The organism is Methylobacterium sp. J-001 (genome assembly GCF_022829565.1).
Classification (GTDB): Bacteria; Pseudomonadota; Alphaproteobacteria; order Rhizobiales; family Beijerinckiaceae; genus Methylobacterium.
Map to the genome: position 1 here is coordinate 97,247 of NZ_JAKSYN010000042.1, position 21,178 is coordinate 118,424.

Genomic DNA, 21,178 nt, shown 5'->3' on the forward strand with positions numbered 1-21,178 from the left:
CCCTCCCCCCACTGCGGGGGAGGGTGGCCCCCGAAGGGGGTCAGGAGAGGGGCAGCGCGACGACGCAGGACGGGGCGATTGTGATCGAAGCGTCCTTCCGGAAACGGCGCTCCCCTCTCCCGACCCCTGCTGACGCAGGGGCCACCCTCCCCCGCAGAGGGGGGGGAGGGAGACGCGCTGGGTGCAAGCTGCGGCCGTCAGCCGGCTAAGTTGGGTAAAACCCCTCTACCCCCCCAAAAAATCACGCCGCCCGCTTCTGGTAATCCTTCACGTCGGTGAAGCGCACCGCGGGGTAGCGCTCCTCCTCGTAGCGGAGCGAGAACGCCGTGGTCGCCATGAAGACCGGCGCGCCGTCGAGGTCTTTCGCCATGGCCGAGCCGTGGCTGTCTACGAACTTGTCGAGCTCGATCTCGGAATCGGACTCGATCCATCGGCAGACCGAGAAGCGCGAGGTCTCGTAATCCACCGGCAGGCCGTACTCTGCCTGAAGCCGCTCCTTCAGCACGTCGAGCTGGAGCGCGCCGACGACGCCGACGATCGCCTGGCTGCCGTCCTGCGGCACGAACACCTGGACGACGCCCTCCTCGCCCATCTGTTGGAGCGCCTCGCGCAGCTTCTTGGCCTTCATAGCGTCGGTAAGCTTGATCCGCCGGAGGATTTCCGGGGCGAAGCTCGGCACGCCGCGGAAGACGATGTCCTCGCCTTCCGTGAGCGTGTCGCCGATCCGCAGGGTGCCGTGGTTCGGGATGCCGACCACGTCACCCGCAAAAGCCTCGTCCGCGATGGCGCGGTCCTGCGCGAAGAAGAATTGCGGTGCCGAGAGCGAGATCGGCTTGCCGGTGCGCACCAGCCGGGCCTTCATGCCCCGGCTGAGCTTGCCTGAGCAGACCCGCATGAACGCGATCCGGTCCCGGTGGTTCGGATCCATGTTCGCCTGGATCTTGAACACGAAGCCGGTCATGCGCGGCTCGCTCGGCTCGACCAGGCGCTTGTCGGCATCCTGGCCCCGCGGCGGCGGCGCCACCTTGGCGAGACCGTCGATCAGGTCGCGCACGCCGAAATTGCGCAGCGCCGATCCGAAGAACACCGGTGTCAGGTGGCCCTCGCGGAACGCGTCAAGGTCGAAGGGCTTCAGCCCGCCCTCGGCCAGCTCCACCTCCTCGCGCCACGCATCGGCTGCACCGTTCTCGGTGAGCAGCTCGTCGAACAGCGGGTCCTGGGGGCCGGACACCGTCACCATGCCGGCATCTTCGGCAGCGTCGAGCCGGCGCACGCGATTGGCGCCGAGCTCGTAGGTCCCGGAGAAGTTGCGGCCGGTGCCGATCGGCCAGGTGACCGGGGCGACGTCGAGCGCAAGCGTTTTCTCGATCTCATCGAGGAGTTCGAACGGGTCGCGGGCCTCGCGATCGAGCTTGTTGACGAAGGTGACGATCGGGATGTCGCGCAGCCGGCACACCTCGAACAGCTTTCGGGTGCGCGCCTCGATGCCCTTGGCGGCGTCGATCACCATCACGGCCGAATCGACCGCGGTGAGCGTCCGGTAGGTGTCTTCGGAGAAGTCCTCGTGGCCCGGCGTGTCGAGCAGGTTGAAGACGCAGTCGCCGTACTCGAAGGTCATCACCGAGGTGACGACCGAGATGCCGCGCTCCTTCTCGATGCCCATCCAGTCAGATCGGGTCGAGACCCGGTTGCGCTTGGCCTTGACCTCGCCGGCGAGCTGGATCGCGCCGCCAAACAGCAGCAGCTTCTCGGTCAGCGTGGTCTTGCCCGCATCCGGGTGCGAGATAATCGCGAAGGTGCGCCGCCGCGCAACCGGATCGGCCGGCTTCGCTTCGGTCTTGGTCTGCATCAGCATGGAGCGAACGCTCTGGGTCGGCCAAACGTGAGGGGCGTCGCCCGGCGCGCGGTCTCGGGTGACGGTCTTGGGATCGTGTAGCGGCACGGCCCGGTATTGGCAAAGAACCCGCCGAGCCGGCTGATCCAAGTCCCGGTTTCAAAAGGTCCTTCGACCGTTTGCGGGTGAAGGGCGGAGCCCTTCGTCTTCATCAGGGCTCGACCCTGATAACCCGCCAAAGGGCCGAGCCCATTGGAAACCCGATCTTATGCCGCCTCGGCCGCCAGCGCCCGCAGGTCGGCGATCAGGGCGTCCACGCGCGCCGTCGCGGCGTCCCAGGCGAACATGAATCGCGCCCCGCCGCCGATGAAGGTGTAGAAGCGCCAGCCCCGGGCCCGCAGCCGCTCCATGGTCGCGGCCGGCATCGCCAGGAAGACCGCGTTGGCCTCCACGGGGAACAGCGCGCGGATCCCCGGCAGGTGCGCAACGGATTCGGCGAAGCGGCGGGCACAGGCATTGCCATGGGCGCCGTTGCGCAGCCAGGCGCCGCTCTCCAGCATGCCGACCCAGGGGGCGGCCAGGAAGCGCATCTTCGAGGCAAGCTGGCCGGCCTGCTTGCAGCGGAAGCCGAAATCCTCGGCGAGCTTCGGATCGAAGAACACAACCGCCTCGCCGGCATGCATGCCGTTCTTGGTGCCTCCGAAGCACAGCACGTCCACCCCGGCCCGCCAGGTCATATCGGCGGGGCTGCACCCAAGGCTGGCGCAGGCATTGGCGAAGCGCGAGCCGTCCATGTGCAGCGCGAGGCCGAGCTCGCGGCAGGTCGCAGACAGCGCCCGCAGCTCGGCCAGCGTGTAGACCTGCCCGGTCTCGGTCGGCTGCGTGATCGTCACCACCCGCGGGCGGGGAAAATGGATGTCGTTGCGGTTGGTGGCGAGCCCCCGGATCGCCTCCGGGGTGAGCTTGCCGCCCTCGGTCCGGACGGTGAGCAGCTTCGAGCCGTTGGAGAAGAATTCCGGCGCGCCGCACTCGTCGGTCTCGACATGGGCCGAATCGGCGCAAATCACGCTGTGATAGGATTGGCACAGCGAGGCCAAAGCAAGGGCATTCGCGGCGGTGCCGTTGAAGGCGAAAAACACCTCACACTCGGTCTCGAACAGATCACGGAACGCGTCGGCTGCCCGTTTCGTCCAGGCATCCTCGCCGTAGGCCGGTGCGTGGCCCCGATTGGCCGCCTCCATGGCGGACCACGCCTCCGGGCAGATGCCGGAGTAATTGTCGCTGGCGAATTGCTGCGAGTCGTCGTGTTGCATGCGCGCAGCGTAGATCCGCGCCCGATCGCGTTGCAATCGGGATCCACCCCAAATCGAAGCCCGGCAGGGCTGCTGCGCGTCGAACCGGTATCCGGCCCGCCGCGGCTTTCGATACGGCCACTGCGAAGATCGCTGCCGCGAAGATGTTGGAACTGGTTCGCGCTTGGTGTAGAAGGCGCGCCAAGGCGTGGGCTCCACGCCGATTCGGAAACCGACGTTCCCGTCCCTCCCGGGTTCTCCCGGGCGAGGGACGTTGCCGGTTTCCAGATCGGCGGCGGGCTGCGCGAGCCCCAAATCCAGGTCCAGAGGATCAAGTCCGTTGCAGGTACTCGTTCGCGATAACAACGTTGATCAGGCGCTCCGCGTCCTCAAGAAGAAGATGCAGCGTGAAGGCATCTTCCGTGAGATGAAGCAGCGCAAGGCGTATGAGAAGCCGTCCGTGCGCAAGGCGCGCGAGAAGGCGGAAGCCGTCCGTCGTGCTCGCAAGCAGGCGCGCAAGACCGCTATCCGCGAGGGCCTGATCGCCGCTCCGAAGCCGAAGCCCCGTTTCCCGGCCGGCAGCCGCCGCCCCGGCTTCCCGTCGCCGACCGCCGCTGGCCCGCAGGGTGGCAACGCCGCCGGCCAGGTTCCGGTGAACCCGACGCCCGTCGCCTAAGACGTTCTTTTCAGAACGGCAGAAGCCCGGACCGCGCAAGCGGCCGGGCTTTTTGCGTTTGATCATCGCTTGGAGCGTGAGGGTTCCGGGCGCGGCCGCAGCTGCGGTCACCCATTAGCCTCCCGTTCGTTGCCAAGCCCCGTCATTGCGAGCGCAGCGAAGCAACCCAGGGCTGCGCGCGCTTCCCGAACGTGGCGTTTCCCTGGGTTGCTTCGCTGCGCTCGCAATGACGGCAGAAGAAGCTGCAACCCACTGCCGGCAACCATCTCGTGCGGCTGAGCAGGATCGCAGCTCGCGCATCTGCGCCCGGACAGAGCCTCCGCGGAGCCCGGATACGCGGCCCCCTCCCCTCACCGGGAGGAGGCGCGCCGCGCCCCGGTTTCAGGCCGCCTTGGCCGCCATCGTGGCATGCTCGGCCTGGACCAGCACGTCGAGCGCCCGCCAGGGCTTCTGCATGTAGACCGTCTGGTCGGGCAGGCGTGCATCGCGGCTCGCACCGGAGGTGACGACCACCCGCACGTCCGGCCAGCGCCGCTCGACCGCCTGGGCGAGCGACACACCGTCCATGGCGCCCGGCAGACGGATGTCCGCGAAGAGAAGGGCGACGGTGACGTCGGACCGTTCCAGCACAGAGAGCGCGGCCTCGGCGCTCTCGCAGGCAATCACGCCGAGATCACTCTCCTCGAGGACCGCCGTCGCGAGGTGACGCACCGCCGCGTCGTCCTCCACGACAAGGGCCACGGGGGCGGAACACTCGGGCTGGGCGCGATCCATGAAAATCTCCTGCTCTCGGTTGCGTGAAGCCCCTCTCCGGGTCGCGGCCTCATTCATGGACCGCTGATTCCCCGATTCGGCCATGCTGGCCTGCCAAGAGCCGGCTCACAAGTGACCTGTTGGTTGAGTGCCGCCTGCCTGCTCTGCAATCAGGCGGCGCCAATTTTGTCCGGAACGCCCGAAAATGGCGCAGCTGGGTTTCGGTTAAGAACCTGTTCACCCGTGTGGACCGACTGTTAATCTCATTCGCCGCCACCCGTTCCGTTCCGACATGACCTCAAGCGGGTCGCGCGAGAACCAAAGAAGGATCGTCGTCCGATATGTGCCGTTTCCTCGCCTATAGCGGTGAGCCGGTCTTTCTCTCGGACCTGGTCTGCGCGCCGACGCATTCGCTGGTGCATCAATCCCTGCACGCCGACGAAGGGAAGACCGAGACCAACGGCGACGGCTTCGGTATCGGCTGGTACGGCGAGCGCCCGGAACCCGGTGTCTATCGCGACATCTCCCCGGCCTGGTCGGACGAGAATCTCGTCAACCTCTGCGGCCAGGTCCGCGCCCGGACCTTCTTCGCCCATGTGCGCGCGTCCACCGGCACCGCCACGGCGCGGGCGAATTGCCACCCGTTCGTCTACGGGCGGCACCTGTTCATGCATAACGGCCAGATCGGCGGCTATCACCGCATCAAGCGGCGGCTCGAGGCCCTGATCCCGGACACGTTCTACGATAACCGGCGCGGGAGCACCGATTCCGAGGCACTCTTCCTGCTGGCGCTGGCCAACGGGCTGGAGCAGGATCCGATCGGTGCCATGGCCCGGACCCTGGAAACGGTCCGCGGCCTGATGAAAGAAGCGGGCGTCTGCGAGCCGCTGCGCTTCACCGCGCTGCTCACCGACGGCGAGACACTCACCGCCTATCGCTGGGCCTGCGACGGCCGGCCCCCGAGCTTGTACTTCCGCGATGGTCCGGGCGGGATCGTCGTCGTGTCCGAGCCGATCGACGGCTGCCGCGAGGGCTGGCAGGTCGTCCCGAAGGGCGGCACCCTTCGCGCCCGGCACGGCAGCGCCACCGTGGTCACCCCCCCTGACACCATCCGCTCCCGCGCCGCCTGAGCGGATCCGGCCTCAGCCATGCCCGGAGCGGGATTGCCGATCCGCGCCACGTTGCCACATGTCGGCGACGGCCGACGATGCGGCCGGGCGGGAATTGACCGATGTATCCGGATACCGAGCTTCATATTGCCGGCCGCTGGCGCGCGGGCGCCGACCGGGAGACCCTGGGCGTTCTGAATCCGGCCACGGGCGAGACGATCGGCCAGTGCGCCGTCGCCACCACGGCGGACCTCGACGAGGCCCTGGACGCGGTCGCCCGCGCCTTCCCGATCTGGCGCAAGGTGTCGCCGTTCGAGCGCGGCAAGCTGATGCGCAAAGCCGCCGACCTGCTGCGCAGCCGCGTCGACGAGATCGCCCGCATCATGACCCAGGAGCAGGGCAAGCCGCTGGCCGAGTCGCGCGTCGAGACCCTGGCCGCCGCCGACATCATCGACTGGTTCGCCGAGGAGGGTAAGCGCGCCTACGGTCGCATCATCCCGGCCCGCGCCGACGGCGTGCTGCAAGCGGTCTTGCGCGAGCCGGTCGGACCCGTGGCCTGCTTCACGCCCTGGAACTTCCCGATCAACCAGGCGGTCCGCAAGATCTCGGCAGCGCTCTGCACCGGCTGTACGGTGATCCTGAAGGGCCCCGAGGATACGCCGGCGAGCTGCGCCGCGCTGGTCCGCGCCTTCCTCGATGCCGGCATTCCGGGGGACGCCCTGTCGCTGCTCTACGGCGACCCGGCGACGATCTCGGCCTACCTGATCCCGCACCCGGTGATCCGCAAGATCTCGTTCACCGGCTCGACGGTGGTCGGCAAGAAGCTCGCGGCGCTGGCCGGAGAGCACATGAAGCGTGCCACCATGGAGCTCGGCGGCCATGCCCCTGTGATCGTGTTCGGCGATGCCGATGTGGAGAAGGCCGTTTCGGTCCTCGCCCCGTCGAAGTTCCGCAATGCCGGCCAGGTCTGCGTTTCGCCGACCCGGTTCCTGGTGCATGATTCGGTGTTCGACCGGTTCGTCGAGGGCTTCACCAGCTACGCCAAGAGCGCGAAGGTGGGCGACGGCCTCGATCCCGATACCAAGATGGGCCCGCTGATCCACGGGCGCCGCCTGGAAGCCATCGAGGCGCTCACCGCCGACGCCGAATCGGCCGGAGCCTCGCTGCGGACCGGCGGCAAGCGTATCGGCAATCGCGGCAACTTCTTCGAGCCGACCGTCTTCACCGAGGTGCCGCTGACCGCCCGGATGATGAACGAGGAGCCGTTCGGCCCGGTGGCGATGATCAACCGCTTCTCGGAGGACGAGGAGGCGCTCACCGAGGCGAACCGCCTGCCCTACGGGCTTGCCGCCTATGCCTATACGCGTTCGGCTGAGCGGGCCGCGCGGGTGTCGAACACGGTGGAGAGCGGGATGATCTCGATCAACCACCACGGCCTTGCGGTGCCGGAGACGCCCTTCGGCGGCGTCAAGGAATCCGGCTACGGCAGCGAGGGCGGCTCGGAAGCGCTCGACGCTTACCTCGTGACCAAGTTCGTCACTCAGGCCAACTTCTGACATCGACTCGGCGCGTCGCAGGGGGCGGCGCGCCGGGGCCCATCAGTAATGCGGCGGCGGCGGTTCGGGCCCGCGCGGCGCAGACCGCGCCGCCGCCTCCTCCACCTGATCGCGCAGGGCATCGACCTGGCGGACCAGCCGGTCGATCACCCGCCACTGCTCCGTCACGGTGCGGTTCAGGTCCTCGATCGTCGAATCCTGCTCGGTGAGGCGCATCTCCAGGCGATCGATGCGGGTGGGCTCGTCCATGGCCGGTCTCCAGTCCGGCCCGCGATAGCGCATCCTCGGCGGATCTCCGACAGCGATCCGCTAGGCGGCGTGTTCGAGATCCGCCACCGCGACCCGGTCGCGGCCTCCATGCTTGGCGACGTAGAGCGCGGCGTCGGCGTGGCGCATCAGCGTCTCGAAGTCGGACCCGTCCCGAGCCAGCGCGATCCCGATGCTGACGCTGACCCGCAGGCTCGGCAATTCCGGCACCGCCAAGCCGGCGAAGGTCCGCCGCAGCTCCTCCGCCCGCGCCAGAGCCTCGGCGGGAGAAGCATCGGGCAGCAGGCAGGCGAATTCCTCGCCGCCGAGCCGGCCGAGCATGGCCTCCCGGGGGAGCAACGATGCGACCATGGCACAGAAACCCATCAGCACCGCGTCACCGACGGCATGGCCGTGGATGTCGTTGACTGCCTTGAACCGGTCGAGGTCGAACAGCAGCAGGGCTGCGTGCCGGTGGCTGGCAAGGGCCGCCTGCGCGGCGCTCGCGAAGGCCCGCCGGTTGGCGACGCCAGTCAGCGGGTCCGTCGAGGCGGCGATGCGCTGCTCGCGCTCGGCCCGCTCTTTAACGAGGGCCATGCAGGTGAAGGCCAGCGCGATCGAGAACAGCAGCGTGACGAAGCACAGGATCGCCACCCAGGGGGAGGTCAGCGGGTTCAGCCTCGGCGGCGGCGGCGCCAGCAGGGTCGAGGGGATCCGCAGGAGGTAGAAGGCGGCGTGCAACCCGAGCGTGGTCACGGCTACCACGCGTGAGGCCAGACGCTCCCGGCGCCCGCGCCAGAACTCCACGGCCGCATCACCGGAATAGACGGCCGCCACCGCGGACGCATAGATGATCCGGGCTTCGATTGATCCGTAGAAGTTCGGCTCCAGGCAGAGCACGCACCAGATCGCCGCTCCCGCGAGAGCCAGGTCGATCCGGATCGGTCGCCCCTCGAACGAGCGGACGCCGCTCCAGATCAGCCCATAGGCCGCCAGAACGACGGCGTTGGACACCGCGATAGACACGAGGTCGGGGATCTGGCCACGCAGGGCGAGGCCGCCGGAGCCGATGGCGCCGAGAATGTGCGCCACACCCCAGAGCGCCAAGGCGCGGGAAGATGGCGCCTGCCGCCACGACAGCATGAACAGCGTGCCGACCAGCAAGGTCATCACGGAACTAACGATCAGCAGGGTGGCTGGATCGAGATGCACGGCTTTCTATCAGTCTCCACCTGAGACGATAGCATGGGTGATCCGGTATTCTCCACTGCACGAGGCATGTCAGCGCGGTTTTAGCAGCAGAGCGACGAAAATGGCGCGTTCACGCTTGTAACGTCGGTTCGTTACGGTCGCGGGTGCGGCCGCAGGCCCCGTTCATGCGGCCGCAACTGCTTTAGCGGCGTGGATCACCGGTACGGCCGGCGCGCCTTCCCATTCCGTGTTGGCGGGGATCGACTCGCCCTTCATCACGATGGTGAGCGGGCGCAGCCGGGCGTAGTCGCCGACCTTGGTGTCGTACAGGACCGTCGCGAACGACCCGACCGACACACCGCGGCCGACCACGACGCGGCCGATCTTCATGATCCGGTCCTCGTACAGGTGGGTCTGCAGCGCCGAGACGCGGTTGATCGTGGCGTAGTCGCCGATCGACACGCAGTCGAACTCGGTGATGTCGGTGGTGAGCATGCACACGCCCTGGCCGACCTTCACGCCGAACAGGCGCAGTGCCCAGGGCAGGAACGGTGTGCCCTGGAGGTGCTCCAGAAGCACCTTGCCGGCCAGGCCCCAATAGGCCACCGCAATCGCCTCGGTGCGCATCGCCCACCAGGACCACATCGGCTGCATGCCGGGCTTGTAGACGCCCATCAGCAGCCACTTCATCGCGATGACCGCACTGGACTGGATCAGCGCGATGCAGACGCTGGCGGTGACGAAGCTGACGGCCAGCCCCGTCCAGTCCTTCTCCAGGATCGCCGGATAAAAGTACCAGTCGATCGCCGTGATCGCGAGGGTGATGTAGAGCATCGGCGAGAACGAGGTCGCGAAGGCTTCGAACACGCCGCGCCGGACCTTGGGCCACATCCCGGGCTCGTAGGTCTGCGCGTTGGAGCCGAGATCGACCTTCTGGCGGGCGGGCAGCCGGATCGGCGGCGAGCCGAACCAGGTCTCTCCGGGGCTCATGGCGTCATTGGCCGGGGGCTTCGACTTGATGCCGATGAGCACGTCGTCCGGGATGTCGGCCCCCGGCGGAACGACCGCATCGTTGCCGACGAAGACCCGCGCACCGGTCCGCGCCACTTCGAGATGCATCCAGCCACGCCGGATCTCCTCCTCGCCGAAGACGACCTCGTCGGCGACGAAGTTCTTCGCACCGACTTCAGCCAGGTCGTAGCGGCTGCCGAGATTGGTCGAGATTTCGGCGCCGTGGCCCATATGGGCGCCCATGAGCCGGTACCAGGCCCGCATGTAGACGGTGGCAAACAGCGACGAGAGCGTCTCCAGCGTCACCTCGACAGCGAGGGCCAGAGACCACTTGCGCAGGTAGAACAGCGAGTGGACCGAGTGGGTGCCCGAGCGGGCGCGGGGCAGCACGATCCAGCGGATGCCGGCGATCAGCAGCACCGTGCCGGCGGTCATCAGCATGGCGGTCGGCCAAGTGAGGATCGGCAGGTACCAGTGGTAGTCGATGTCGGTGATGTCGGAGAGCGAATCCGAGATCTGGTCGAAGATGAAGAAGGCCGGGAAGATCGGCAGCAGCCCGACCGCCGGGATCGCCCCGAGCAGCACGGTATAGGCCACCCCGAAGGCGGCGCGGCGGGACCACGAGGCCTCGGCGGGCGCCGGCAGCTCCGACGGATCGGCCATGCCGACCTTTCGGCCGGGCGAGCCGTCCCAGATCTCGGCCGGCCCGACCCGGGTGCCGGTCGGGATCGTGGTCAGGTCGGCGATCTCGGCCTGGGCGCCGATCACCGTATCGTGGCTGATGACGCAGGAGGTGCCAATGGCCGCATCCGCCCCGATCTCGACCGCGCCGATCACCAACTCGTTGCCGACGATCTCGGCATTGGCGATGACCAGGCGGCCGCCGAGCGACGCGCCGTCGCCGATGGTGAGCAGATCGGGGGCGCCGATCTCGATATCGGAGATCAGCGCGTCGGTCCCGACCTTGGCGCCCATCAGGCGGAGATAGACCGAGATCGCCGGCGAGCCCTGGAGCCACTTCACATGGACCAGGGGCGCCAGGCGCTGCGCCAGCCACCAGCGGTAGTAGTAGAAGCCCCAGAGCGGGTAGCGGCCGGGCTTGGTCCTGCCCAGGATCAGCCACTTGCCCGCCACCGCGATCACAGCAGTCACGCCGTTAATCGCAATGTAGACGAGCAGCAGCACGCCCAGCTCGGCGAAGAAGCTGAGGCCGCCGCCGGTGAGCAGCAGGTAGGTGACGAAGATCCCGAGCCATTGGGCGGTGGAGAGGGTGATGACGATCGGCAGCGCGACGGCCTGAGCCAAGCCGCACAGGGCGCGGCGCAGCAACGGCGGCGGCTCGAAGCTCAGGTCGCGCACGGAGGCCGCCGCGCCCATGCCGCCGGTGCGGGCGATCAACGCGTCGGCCATCGCCCGCATGGTGCGCAGGGCGTAGACGTCCGGCAGGGTGATGCCGGCGAGCGCGGGCGCCTCGCGCACCGCCGAGACGAAGCGGGCGGCCAGCAGCGAATGGCCGCCGAGATCGGCGAAGAAATCGCCCTCCAGCGGGATCGGCTGGTTGCCGAAGACCTGCTTGGCTGCGGCGACCAGAGCCGCCTCGGTCTCGTTGGCGGGGGGCTCCTGCTCGCCGTCGGCGGAGACGACCGTGAGCGGGGCGATCTTGAGGGCCTTGCGGTCGACCTTGCCGGAGGTCAGCCGCGGCAGGGTCTCGGCCAGCTCGAAATGGCCGGGCACCATGTAGGGCGGCATCTGGCCGGCGAGCGTCCGGCGCAAAGCAGCGGTGTCGACGGACCGGCCGCGCTCGGGGATCAGGAAGGCCACCAGCCGGTCGACGCCGTCATCCTGGCGCAGCACCACCGCCGCCTGGTTGATGTCCGGCACGCTGCGGATCCGCGCCTCGATCTCGCCGAGTTCGACCCGGAAGCCGCGGATCTTCACCTGGTCGTCGATGCGGCCGTGGAACACGATCCGGCCGGCGGCATCCAGTGAGACCGCGTCGCCCGAGCGGTAGAGGATCGGGTCGGTCCCGTCCGAGGCGAACGGGTTGGCGATGAACTTTTCCGCGGTCAGCTCGGGCCGCGCCAGGTAGCCCCGGGCGACGCCGGGACCACCGATCAGCAGCTCACCCTGCTGGTCGCGGCCGAGCAGGCTCAGATCCTCGCCGGCGACGTAGACCGAATAGTTCGGGATCGGGCCGCCGATGGTGACGGGCTCACCGGGCCGCATCTCGGCCGCGGTGGCGACCACGGTCGCCTCGGTGGGCCCATAGGTGTTGAACAGCTGGCGGGTGCCGCTGGCCCAGCGGACGACCAGCGGCTCGGGCAGGGCCTCGCCGCCGAGCAGGACCAGGCGCACGGTCGGCAGGTCGCCGGAGATCATTGCCAGCAGGGTCGGCACGGTGTCGAGCACCGTGATCCGCTCGGCCTCCAGGATACCCGGCAGGGATTCGACGTCGCCCATCATGGCCGGGCTCGCCACGAACAGGGTCGCGCCGACGAGATATGGGACCCAGATCTCCTCCATCGACAGGTCGAAGGCGACCGACGCGCCCTGGAACACGATGTCGTCGGCACGCATGCCGTAGAGCGCGTTTCCCGAACGGAGGAAGTGGCAGATGTTGGCGTGGCTGATGACGATGCCCTTGGGCACGCCGGTCGAACCCGAAGTGTAGATCAGGTAGGCGGGGTGCTCCGGCGTCAAGCCGGCGGCCCGGGGATCCGGCACCGGCGAATCCGCAGGTGTCGCCGCGTCGAGATCGGCCGGGGTCAGGGCGGGCGCCGCATCGGGCGCGGCGGCGGCCAGCGCCGGTGAGACCAGCAGCGCCTTGGCGGCGGAATCGGTCAGGCAGACCCCGACCCGGTCGGCCGGCGCCTCGGCGTCGAAGGGCAGCCAGGCTGCACCCGACAGGGTGATGCCGATCTGAGTGACCAATAGATCCGGGCCGCGGGCCATCCACAGACCGACCACGTCCCCGGGGCCGATGCCGCGATGGGCGAGCCCGGCTGCGATCCGCCCGGCGCGGGCGGCGACCTCGGCATAGGTCAGGCTCGGGTGGACACCCCCGGCAACCACGCGGGCGCCATCGACGAGGCAGGGATGCTCAGGCCGGGCGTGCGCCGAGGCCAGAAAGATGTCGGCCAGCACCTCGTCGCGGATCAGGTCGGGGCGGTGCGCGCCACGCAGCACGGCCGCCCCATCCGCCGGACGCTCACGCGCATCGGCGGCCGGTCCGGACCGGGTCTTCTCGGCGACGTCGCTCATCCGCTGCTCCGCTAACCGACCGAACAGGGCGGCGCATACCGTGGCGGCCGCCCTATAGCCAGCCGATCATGCCGTTATCGAGGCGGCTTTGAACCGTGGGTGAAGGGCAGCGCAGCGTGTCTATCAAAACGCACGGCGACCGGGATGTCTCCTGCCGCACGCGAAGGTGCGGCGCGGCTCCTGCGAGGGATGCTCAAGCCCAGCGCCAGCCGGTCGGCTCCAGGACCAGCACCTCGCCCTGGCGGATGCCGAGGCGGGGCGCGGCGTAGACGTCGAGGAGGCCCAGGGCGACCAGGGCCGCGCGTGCCACACCACCATGGGCGACCACCACGGCGTCCCCCTGCAGATCGGCCAGGACCGGGCCGACCCGCTCGACCAAGGTGGCGTAGCTCTCCCCGCCGAGCCCGGGAGGACGGTGGTTCCAGCGTTCGCGGTCGCGCGCCGAGGCGCGCCCGGGATCGCGGCGCCGGATCTCGGCCCAGGTCGAGCCCTCCCAGGTTCCGAAACCGATCTCCCGCAGCCGCGGATCTGTGCGGTATTCCCCCGGCGGCAGCCCCAAGCTGGTCCGCAGGATCTCCATGGTCCGCCGCGTACGCTTGAGCGGGCTCGCGAGGAACTCTGCCTGCGCCAGGCGCGGACCCGCCACGGCGGCCAGGCGCTCGGCCACAGCGACGGCCTGCGCCTCCCCCTGCGGGTTGAGGTCGATGTCGCGACTGCCCTGCAGGCGGCCCTCGGCATTCCAGGCGGTCTGGCCGTGGCGGATGAAATAGATCGTGGCCAACCGTGTCAAAGTCCTGTCGCTGCGCAGGTGCCCGGAACGGCCGGGCTCGCCAACCGTTCTGGGCGTTCGTCGGCAATGCCCCGGAACAGGTCCTGCCCATGTCCAAGAAGCACGGCAAGCATCTTCCCGGCCAGTCGAACGAGGACGCCGTGACAGACGGCCCCGATCGGCACCTATCTGCCCGGGCTCGAGCACCCTCCACCGCCCTCTGGGCCGGTGCGGCCGATGCGATCGCCGGGACGGTCCCGGCGGCTCTGGGGGGCCACAGCGGGGTGAAGATCTTGGCAGCCCCGGGCATCGTGACCGTCGAGCCCGGGACGCGCGTCGATCTCGCAGCGATCGATACCGACGCCGATGGCGGCCTCGATAAGGCCTGGGCGAAGGAGGCTCTTGCCGGGGAACGTGACCGGATCAGCGCGTTGCAGGAGCGGCTCTATGCCGAGCGCGCGCGCAGTCTGCTGCTGGTTTTCCAGGCGATCGATACCGGCGGCAAGGACGGGACGATTCGTGCGGTGCTCAAGGGGGTGAACCCGCAGGGCTGCACGGTGACCTCGTTCAAGGTGCCGTCGAGCGACGAGCTTGATCACGACTTCCTGTGGCGCTACCACGCCAAGACGCCGGGGCGCGGCATGATCGGGGTGTTCAACCGCAGCCATTACGAAGACGTCCTCGTAGTGCGGGTGAAGAATCTCGTGCCGGACGCCGTCTGGCAGGGCCGCTACCGACTCATCAATGATTTCGAGCGGTTGCTCGCCGAATCCGGCACGGTGGTGATCAAGTTCTTCCTGCACATTTCCAAGGGCGAGCAGAAGAAGCGGCTTGAGGCCCGGATCGCCGACCCGGAGAAGCACTGGAAGTTCGACCCGGCCGACCTCGTCGAGCGGAAATCCTGGGATGCCTATCAGCAGGCCTTCGCGGACGCGCTCTCACGATGCGCGACGCCGTACGCCCCGTGGCTGGTGGTGCCGGCCAACCACAAGTGGTTCCGTAACTACGTGATTGCCCGCACGATCGCCGATACGCTGGAGGCGATGGACCCGCGATTCCCCCGAGCGAAGACGGGCATCGCCGACCTGAAGGTCCCGGATTGATCCAAGGGGTGCCAAATGCTGGTGGTTCGGGAAATCGCGGTCTCGGGTTACCGGTCGCTGCGTCGGATCGGTTTCCCGGTGGACGACCTGTCGGTGTTCGTGGGCGGCAACGGCACCGGCAAGACCAACCTCTATCGCGGCCTCGAATTGCTGCAGGCCGCCGCCCGTGGGACGCTCACCCGGGACCTCGCCGCGGAGGGCGGCATGGATTCGGCGCTCTGGGCCGGACGTCGGCGGCACGGTGAGGCGGCCCGGATCCGGCTGTCCGCCACCCTGCACGATGACGTAACCGGGCAGGGCTTCATCTACGCGGTCGAGATCGGGCTGGTGCCGCAGGTTGCCGGTGTTCCCATCGGCGCAGCCTTCGCCCAGGAGCCGCAGGTGAAGGCCGAGCGCCTATCGGTGCGCGCCGGCCCCCGAAAGGCGGTGATCCTCGACCGCGACGGCCGGACCGGCTTCGTTCGCGACGAGGACGGGCGCAAGCGCTCGCTCGGCATCGATCTGCTGCCCACCGAGACGGCGCTCGGCACCTTCCTGGACGCCACGCTGCACCCGGAGATCGCCCTGGTGCGCCTCGCCATGATGGCATGGCGCTTCCATCACGCGTTCCGCACGGACGCCGACGCGCCCCTGCGCCGTCCTTGCCTCGCCGTAACCACGCCGACGCTCGCATCCGACGGGTCGGACCTTGCCGCCGTGTTCGCCACCCTGGCGCATATCCGGCAGGACACGGCCAACCTCGACGAAGCCCTCGACGAGGCGTTTCCGGGCGCCCGGCTGGTGATGCCGGTGCCCGGACGCGAGGCAAGCTTCGGGATGACGATGCCGGACTTTCCGAACCGGGTCTTCGGCCCGGCGGAGCTGTCGGACGGGACGCTGCGCTACCTCGCCCTCATGGGCGCCCTGCTGGGCTACCGCTTGCCGCCGTTCATCGCGCTGAACGAGCCGGAGACCAGCCTCCATCCTGACCTGATGGAGCCGCTGGCCCGGCTGATCGCCCGGGCGGCCCAGCGCACCCAGGTCTGGCTGGTCACGCATTCCGAGCGACTGGCGGACGGGATCGCCACCCATGGCGGCGCCCGGCCGCGGGTCGTGGTCAAGCGCGAGGGCGAGACCTGGATCGAGGGGCTGAAGCTCTCCGGTGAGTTCGCCGAAGCGGACCGCGACGACGACGATTAATCCTTGTCGAGGGTCAGGTCCGGCGCCTCGGGGTTCTTCATGCCGACGACGTGGTAGCCCGCATCGACGTGCAGGATCTCGCCGGTCATGCCGGCCGACATGTCGGAGATCAGATAGGCGGCGGTCTCGCCGACCTCACCGATGGTCACCGTCCGGCGCAGGGGCGCGTTGTACTCGTTCCACTTCAGGATGTAGCGGAAGTCGCCGATGCCCGAGGCCGCCAGGGTCTTGATCGGACCGGCCGAGATCGCGTTGACCCGGATGTTCTTCGGGCCGAGATCGGCCGCCAGGTAGCGCACCGAGGCTTCAAGCGCCGCCTTGGCCACGCCCATGACGTTGTAGTGCGGCATCCACTTCTCGGCGCCGTAATAGGTCAGCGTCAGCAGGGAGCCCCCTGGGCGCATGATCTTCTCGGCGCGCTGGGCCACGGCCGTGAACGAGTAGCACGAGACCAGGAGCGACTTGGTGAAGTTCTCCTCGGACGTCTCAAGATAGCGGCCGGTCAGCTCGTCCTTGTCCGAGAAGGCGATGCAGTGGACGACGAAGTCGATGCCCTCGGGGAAGACGCGCGCGGCCTCCTCGAACACGGCGTCGATCGTGGCCGCATCGGTCACGTCGCAATGGCCGATGACGTGGGCGTCGAGTTCCTTCGCCAGGGGCTCGACCCGCTTGCGCAGGGCGTCGCCCTGATAGGTGAAGGCGAGTTCGGCCCCGTGCGCGCGGGCGCTGCGGGCGATGCCCCAGGCGATCGAGCGGTTGTTGGCGACGCCGAGCACGAGGCCCCGCTTGCCCGCCAGAATGCCCTGCCCGTGTTCCGCCATGATCGATCCTGGAAACCTCTCGGCCCCTTGCGGCACCGGGGGTCTCCTTAACGGAGCCGGCCCGGTGACGGAAGTCCGCACCCGACCGCAAGACGGTCGGGTGGGTCGCGTGTGTCAGGCGGCTTTGGCGCGCCGGCCCCGGGCGAAGTCGGTCAGGATCGGATCCTCGCTCTCCGGCAGGGTGATCGCCGTGGTGGCGAACAGGTCGCCGCGCGTGCCGTCCTTCTTGGGCAGGCCCTTGCCGCGCAGCCGGAACGTGCGGCCGGAACTGGTCATCGGCGGCATCTTCATCTCGACGGCGCCGGTCAGCGTCGGCACCCGGATCATGCCGCCGAGCACGGCGTCCTCCAGCGGCACCTCGACATGGGTGCGCAGGTCGGCGCCGTCGACGGTGAAGCGGGGATGCGGGCGGATGCGGATGGTCAGCAGCGCGTCGCCGGGCTCGCCACGGGGGCCGGCACTCTGGCCGAGGCCGCGGAGCCGGATGGTCTGGCCGTCCTCGACGCCCCGGGGGATCACGACGTCGACCTCCCGGCCGGTGGGCAGCGCCAGCCGCAGCTTCTCCTCGCTGGCGACCTGCTCCAGGCTCACGGACAGCTCGGCCGCGACGTCCTCGCCCTTGGCCGCCTGGCGCTGACCGCCGGGCCCGGCGCCGCCCGCGCGGAACGCCTCGCCGAAGATGTGGGAGAAGATATCCTCGCCCATCCCGCCGCCGCCGCCCATGCCGCCCTGCCGGCTGCGCGCCATGTTCTCGAAATCGAACCCGCTCGACCGGCCGCCGCCGAAGCCGCCCGAGAATCCCTCGAAGCCGGAGGCGCGCGGCCGTCCGTCGGCGTCGATCTCGCCGCGGTCGAATTGCTTGCGCTTCTCGGAGTCGCCCAGGATCTCGTAAGCCGAGTTCGCCTCGGCGAAGCGGTCCTTGGCCTTCACGTCGTCTTTGTTGCGGTCGGGGTGGAAGTCCTTGGCGAGCTTGCGGTAAGCCTTTTTAATATCGGCTTCGCTCGCTCCCTTGGGGACGCCCAGCACGTCGTAGGGATTGCGCATCGGTCTCTTGGGCTATGCGGTGTGGAATTTCCACCCGGATGTGGGAAGGATGTTGCATCCCTGCAACGATCGCGGCGGCGAAAGTCTGCGGGTTCGCGCCCTGCGTCAAGCGGCGGATCTCGCCCTGGAGCGCGCGACCACATAACCTTTACGCAAGACGCCAGCGCCGGCCTGCGGGAGACAGACACGCGATGCAATACGCCTGCGATCACGTTCACCTGCGCAGCCGCGACGCCGTGAAGGCCGCCGCCTTCTACGTCGAGACCTTCGGAGCCAGGGCGGTGAAGCGCGTCGGCGCCGATCCGGTGCAGCGCATGGTGCTCGATCTCGGCGGTCTCACCGTCTTCATCGAGCAGGCCCCGGCCGAGACCACGCCCGCCACGCGGACGCCCTGCCTCGGCATCGAGCATATCGGCCTGCGCGTCGCCAATATCGACGCCGCCATGGCCGAACTCGCGGCCCGCGGCGTCACCGTGCGGACCGGTATCACCGAGCGCGGCCCCGGCCTGCGGATCGCCTTCGTGGAGGGTCCCGACGGCGCGCTGATCGAGATCCTGGAGCGCCGGTCCGAAGACTGACGCCGGACCACGCCCCACCTCACCCGTGGCGGCCGCCACTCAGGGCCAGGGGGGGCTCCACGTTTCCATCCACGGGCGCCGGCGGCTCGATCCGGTCGAAGCCGTCCGCGGTGTAGACCGCGCCGAGCACGGTCTTGAAATGCCGCTGCACCCGGTCGTGGCACTCGCAGGCGGCCCTCGACATCGCCCGGCGATCGAGCACCGTGATGCGCCCACGACCGACCCGGATCAGGCCCTGGTCCTGAAGCGTCCGCAGGATGCGCGTCAGGTAGGTGCGCTGGACGCCGAGCATCGAGGCCAGCAATTCGTGGGTGATCGGCAGCGTGTCGCCGCCGATGCGGTCCTGCAGGGTCAGGAGCCAGCGCAGGCAGCGCTGCTCGATCGGGTGCAGGGCGTTGCAGGCCGCGGCCTGGAGCACCTGGGCTAGGAGGCAGTCGGAATAGCGCGCGAACAGGTTGCGGATTTCGGTGGACCGGCGCTTGGCATCCTGGAGACGCTCCGCGTCGAGGCGCAGCATCGGGCCGCCGATCTGCACGATCGCCTCGGTGGAGGCCGGCACACGGCCCGCGCTGACGATGCCGCCGACCGCGCCTTCACGCCCGATCGTGGCGGTCTCGGCGCAGCGCCCGTCCCGGGTGGCGATGATGAGAGCCACGACGGTCTGGTCGCACGGGAAGGTGATGTGCGTCACGTCCGAGCCCGCCTGGAACACGCTCGCCCCCTTGTCGAAGGAGACCGGTTCGAGATGGGGCGCGATCAACGCGCGGTCGGGCTCCCGAAGCGCATCAAGGAGCAGGTTGCCCGTGAGGGCGGCGGCGCGGTCAGCGGGCATTGCAGGCAGGGGATCATGGGAGAAGAGGCTCCCGGAAGGATCCTCGTCGAGCGGCCCGCCGGCGTGCGGGAGAACCCGACACGCATATATCCTAGCCTGTGTTGGTGAACCAACTTAAGTCTATCAACCCCGAACAATTATTTGTCGGTACATAGCCCCTGTTCCGAGAGGCGCCGATGCTCGCGGGGATCGCAATCGGTCGACAGGAACGAGGCCCAGTCGGACGGCGTGCCGTAGAAGGCGTTGCGGTCGACGTCGCCCTGCACCCCGGGGACGCGCCCGGTGGAGGTGAACTGCCACAGCATCCACTTCCGGTTGACGAAGCGCTGCTCGGGCTCGGCCGCGGTGGAGCGCAGCCAGTGCGGATAGTCGGGCAGTTCGCCTTCCAGGACGTCCTTGTGGAAGGTGATATCGGTGTAGATGATCGGGCGCTTGCCGGTGTAACGCTCCATCTCCTCGAGCATCTCGGTGACCATCGCCAGGGCCTGCGCCTTCGGCAGCTTCTTCGGGCAGGTCTGCGAGTGGCCGTTCCACTCCACGTCGAGCACCGGCGGCAGCGCCGTCGGGTCGTTCGGGACGTTGCGCTTGAACCACTCCATCTGGTCCCGGGCCGAGCGGCACCAGAACACGAAGTGATAGGCGCCCCGCGGCACGCCGGCCCGGGCCGCGTTGTCCCAGTTGGTCCGGAAGCGCTCGTCGACGTGGTCGCCGCCCTCCGTCGCCTTGATGAAGGCGAACTGGGTGCCGGCGGCCCGGACCGAGGCCCAGTCGACGTTGCCCTGCCACTTCGAGATGTCGATGCCCTGGATCGGGTGCTGCTTGGCCTTGGCCACGCCCGGATGGGGCTTGGCATCGCCCTTGGTCGGGTAGAAGTCGGGGTTGGACGCGCAGGCGGCCAGGCCGGCCATCACGGCGACGGCCAGCACCCGGGTGGCAAGTTGGCGAACGCGCCTCAACCGGCCGGATCCCCGGCTCGATTCGGCGAACGACACCTGCGAAAGCTTGTAATCCCGCACCATCAGTGTTCAGCCCGCCACCGAAGAAGCGCCAAAGTCAGGCGTAAGCGATGACCCGAGCGCAGTTAACGGAGCTTTGCGATCTTTGCGGCGGAATTCCGGGAGTCGTTGCGCTGCCGCGACATACCGCATCAATCCCCGGTTGGTTCACAGGCCCCGATCCGGCTAAGTGCCAGTCCCGCAACGCGAGTCCCGTCACGGTCCCGTGAGCAAGCAACTCTTTACCATAGGCTACGAAGGCCTCGACCCGGAGCGGCTCACCGATGCCCTGCGCTCGGCGGGCGTCGCCGTCCTGGCCGACGTGCGGGCGGTGGCCAACTCGCGCAAGCGCGGCTTCTCGAAGGGCGCGCTGGGAACCGGGCTCGTGGAGGCGGGGCTCGGCTACGCGCATCTGCGCAGCCTCGGCACGCCGAAATCCGGCCGCGAGGCCGCCCGGGCCGACGACGCGGCGCTGATGCGCAAGATCTACTGCGAGGAGGTGCTCGACACGGCCGCCGGCGGCGTCGCCCTGGACGAGCTCGCCGCCATGGCGGAGGCCGCACCGACCTGCCTGCTGTGCTTCGAGCGGGACCCGGCCCGCTGCCACCGCCGCGTGCTGGCCGAGCGGCTGGCGGACCGGGGATTCGTGACGACCGACCTGTTCGGTTGACTCTCCACTGGCGTTGGCCGTCGCGCAGGAATGAAACACGCGCTCCTTTCCCGGACGCCTGAAACGTCAGTGGAAGGTGATCCGGGATCCAGCGGAGACAGCGCCGCGCAGCGGCACGATTTTGAAGCGACGGTCGCAATCAGGTGCTTCGCGTCATCCTGTGCTGGATCCCGAGTCGCATTCCGCTCTCGCTCCACGCGCTCGGGAAAAGGGACAGCGCGAAAGCGGCAACGCTCGGCTCGGTCAATTCGTATTCAG

Annotated in this window: 18 protein-coding genes; 7 read left to right on the forward strand and 11 right to left on the reverse strand. The window is 68.8% G+C overall.

Annotated elements, in window-relative coordinates:
* Nucleotides 1-241: 241 nt before the first annotated feature.
* Nucleotides 242-1,855 carry a peptide chain release factor 3 gene (locus MKK65_RS04320; RefSeq protein ID WP_058193467.1) on the reverse strand — a complete coding sequence of 538 codons (1,614 nt, stop codon included), beginning with the start codon at nt 1,853-1,855 and terminating at the stop codon, nt 242-244.
* Nucleotides 1,856-2,100: 245 nt separating this feature from the next.
* The gene (locus MKK65_RS04325; RefSeq protein ID WP_058193503.1) at nt 2,101-3,147 is read right to left on the reverse strand and encodes a threonine aldolase family protein; all 1,047 of its coding nucleotides are present in this window, start codon (nt 3,145-3,147) and stop codon (nt 2,101-2,103) included.
* A gap of 319 nt (nt 3,148-3,466) precedes the next feature.
* Here MKK65_RS04325 and rpsU point away from each other — a divergent pair, with 319 nt between their 5' ends.
* Nucleotides 3,467-3,802: a 30S ribosomal protein S21 gene (gene rpsU / locus MKK65_RS04330; protein ID WP_243955659.1), complete on the forward strand. Its 336-nt coding sequence runs from the start codon at nt 3,467-3,469 to the stop codon at nt 3,800-3,802.
* A gap of 381 nt (nt 3,803-4,183) precedes the next feature.
* On the opposite strand, the gene MKK65_RS04335 is transcribed toward rpsU, so the two are convergent.
* Entirely contained in the window at nt 4,184-4,576 is a 393-nt protein-coding gene (locus MKK65_RS04335) for a response regulator (protein WP_058193469.1), read from the reverse strand.
* A gap of 320 nt (nt 4,577-4,896) precedes the next feature.
* Between MKK65_RS04335 and MKK65_RS04340 the strand changes: the two genes are divergently transcribed.
* Both MKK65_RS04340 and MKK65_RS04345 read left to right on the forward strand, forming a co-directional pair.
* On the forward strand, nt 4,897-5,685 hold the full coding sequence (locus MKK65_RS04340; protein ID WP_058193470.1) for a class II glutamine amidotransferase: 789 nt from the start codon (nt 4,897-4,899) through the stop codon (nt 5,683-5,685).
* A gap of 101 nt (nt 5,686-5,786) precedes the next feature.
* Complete coding sequence (locus MKK65_RS04345) at nt 5,787-7,220, forward strand: NAD-dependent succinate-semialdehyde dehydrogenase (RefSeq protein WP_243955661.1); 1,434 nt, start codon at nt 5,787-5,789, stop codon at nt 7,218-7,220.
* Between the two features lie 42 nt (nt 7,221-7,262).
* Here MKK65_RS04345 and MKK65_RS04350 read toward each other — a convergent pair whose 3' ends face one another.
* The 4 genes from MKK65_RS04350 to MKK65_RS04365 all read right to left on the reverse strand — a co-directional run bounded on the left by MKK65_RS04350 (nt 7,263) and on the right by MKK65_RS04365 (nt 13,710).
* Nucleotides 7,263-7,469: a SlyX family protein gene (locus MKK65_RS04350; RefSeq protein ID WP_243944638.1), complete on the reverse strand. Its 207-nt coding sequence runs from the start codon at nt 7,467-7,469 to the stop codon at nt 7,263-7,265.
* A 60-nt stretch (nt 7,470-7,529) separates the two neighbouring features.
* Complete coding sequence (locus tag MKK65_RS04355) at nt 7,530-8,678, reverse strand: sensor domain-containing diguanylate cyclase (protein ID WP_243955664.1); 1,149 nt, start codon at nt 8,676-8,678, stop codon at nt 7,530-7,532.
* A gap of 162 nt (nt 8,679-8,840) precedes the next feature.
* Nucleotides 8,841-12,929 carry a Pls/PosA family non-ribosomal peptide synthetase gene (locus tag MKK65_RS04360; RefSeq protein WP_243955666.1) on the reverse strand — a complete coding sequence of 1,363 codons (4,089 nt, stop codon included), beginning with the start codon at nt 12,927-12,929 and terminating at the stop codon, nt 8,841-8,843.
* Nucleotides 12,930-13,122: 193 nt separating this feature from the next.
* Nucleotides 13,123-13,710: a histidine phosphatase family protein gene (locus MKK65_RS04365; RefSeq protein ID WP_243955668.1), complete on the reverse strand. Its 588-nt coding sequence runs from the start codon at nt 13,708-13,710 to the stop codon at nt 13,123-13,125.
* Between the two features lie 98 nt (nt 13,711-13,808).
* Between MKK65_RS04365 and MKK65_RS04370 the strand changes: the two genes are divergently transcribed.
* Together MKK65_RS04370 and MKK65_RS04375 are read left to right on the forward strand one after the other, a co-directional pair.
* Nucleotides 13,809-14,801, forward strand: coding sequence for a polyphosphate kinase 2 family protein (locus MKK65_RS04370; protein ID WP_243955670.1), 993 nt, complete (start codon nt 13,809-13,811; stop codon nt 14,799-14,801).
* Nucleotides 14,802-14,816: 15 nt separating this feature from the next.
* Nucleotides 14,817-15,980: an AAA family ATPase gene (locus MKK65_RS04375; RefSeq protein WP_243955672.1), complete on the forward strand. Its 1,164-nt coding sequence runs from the start codon at nt 14,817-14,819 to the stop codon at nt 15,978-15,980.
* On the opposite strand, the gene fabI is transcribed toward MKK65_RS04375, so the two are convergent.
* Nucleotides 15,977-16,801 (reverse strand): enoyl-ACP reductase FabI, encoded by an 825-nt coding sequence (gene fabI / locus MKK65_RS04380; protein WP_243955674.1) that lies wholly within the window; start codon nt 16,799-16,801, stop codon nt 15,977-15,979. The two genes, MKK65_RS04375 and fabI, sit on opposite strands and share 4 nt — an antisense overlap.
* Before the next feature lie 114 nt (nt 16,802-16,915).
* Nucleotides 16,916-17,845: a DnaJ C-terminal domain-containing protein gene (locus tag MKK65_RS04385; protein ID WP_243955675.1), complete on the reverse strand. Its 930-nt coding sequence runs from the start codon at nt 17,843-17,845 to the stop codon at nt 16,916-16,918.
* A gap of 191 nt (nt 17,846-18,036) precedes the next feature.
* Here MKK65_RS04385 and MKK65_RS04390 point away from each other — a divergent pair, with 191 nt between their 5' ends.
* Nucleotides 18,037-18,423 carry a VOC family protein gene (locus MKK65_RS04390; RefSeq protein WP_243955677.1) on the forward strand — a complete coding sequence of 129 codons (387 nt, stop codon included), beginning with the start codon at nt 18,037-18,039 and terminating at the stop codon, nt 18,421-18,423.
* A gap of 19 nt (nt 18,424-18,442) precedes the next feature.
* On the opposite strand, the gene MKK65_RS04395 is transcribed toward MKK65_RS04390, so the two are convergent.
* Nucleotides 18,443-19,255 (reverse strand): Crp/Fnr family transcriptional regulator, encoded by an 813-nt coding sequence (locus MKK65_RS04395; RefSeq protein ID WP_243955679.1) that lies wholly within the window; start codon nt 19,253-19,255, stop codon nt 18,443-18,445.
* Nucleotides 19,256-19,392: 137 nt separating this feature from the next.
* Entirely contained in the window at nt 19,393-20,274 is an 882-nt protein-coding gene (locus MKK65_RS04400) for a GH25 family lysozyme (protein WP_058191216.1), read from the reverse strand.
* Nucleotides 20,275-20,476: 202 nt separating this feature from the next.
* Here MKK65_RS04400 and MKK65_RS04405 point away from each other — a divergent pair, with 202 nt between their 5' ends.
* Nucleotides 20,477-20,920 (forward strand): DUF488 family protein, encoded by a 444-nt coding sequence (locus MKK65_RS04405; protein ID WP_243955687.1) that lies wholly within the window; start codon nt 20,477-20,479, stop codon nt 20,918-20,920.
* Nucleotides 20,921-21,178: the final 258 nt, after the last annotated feature.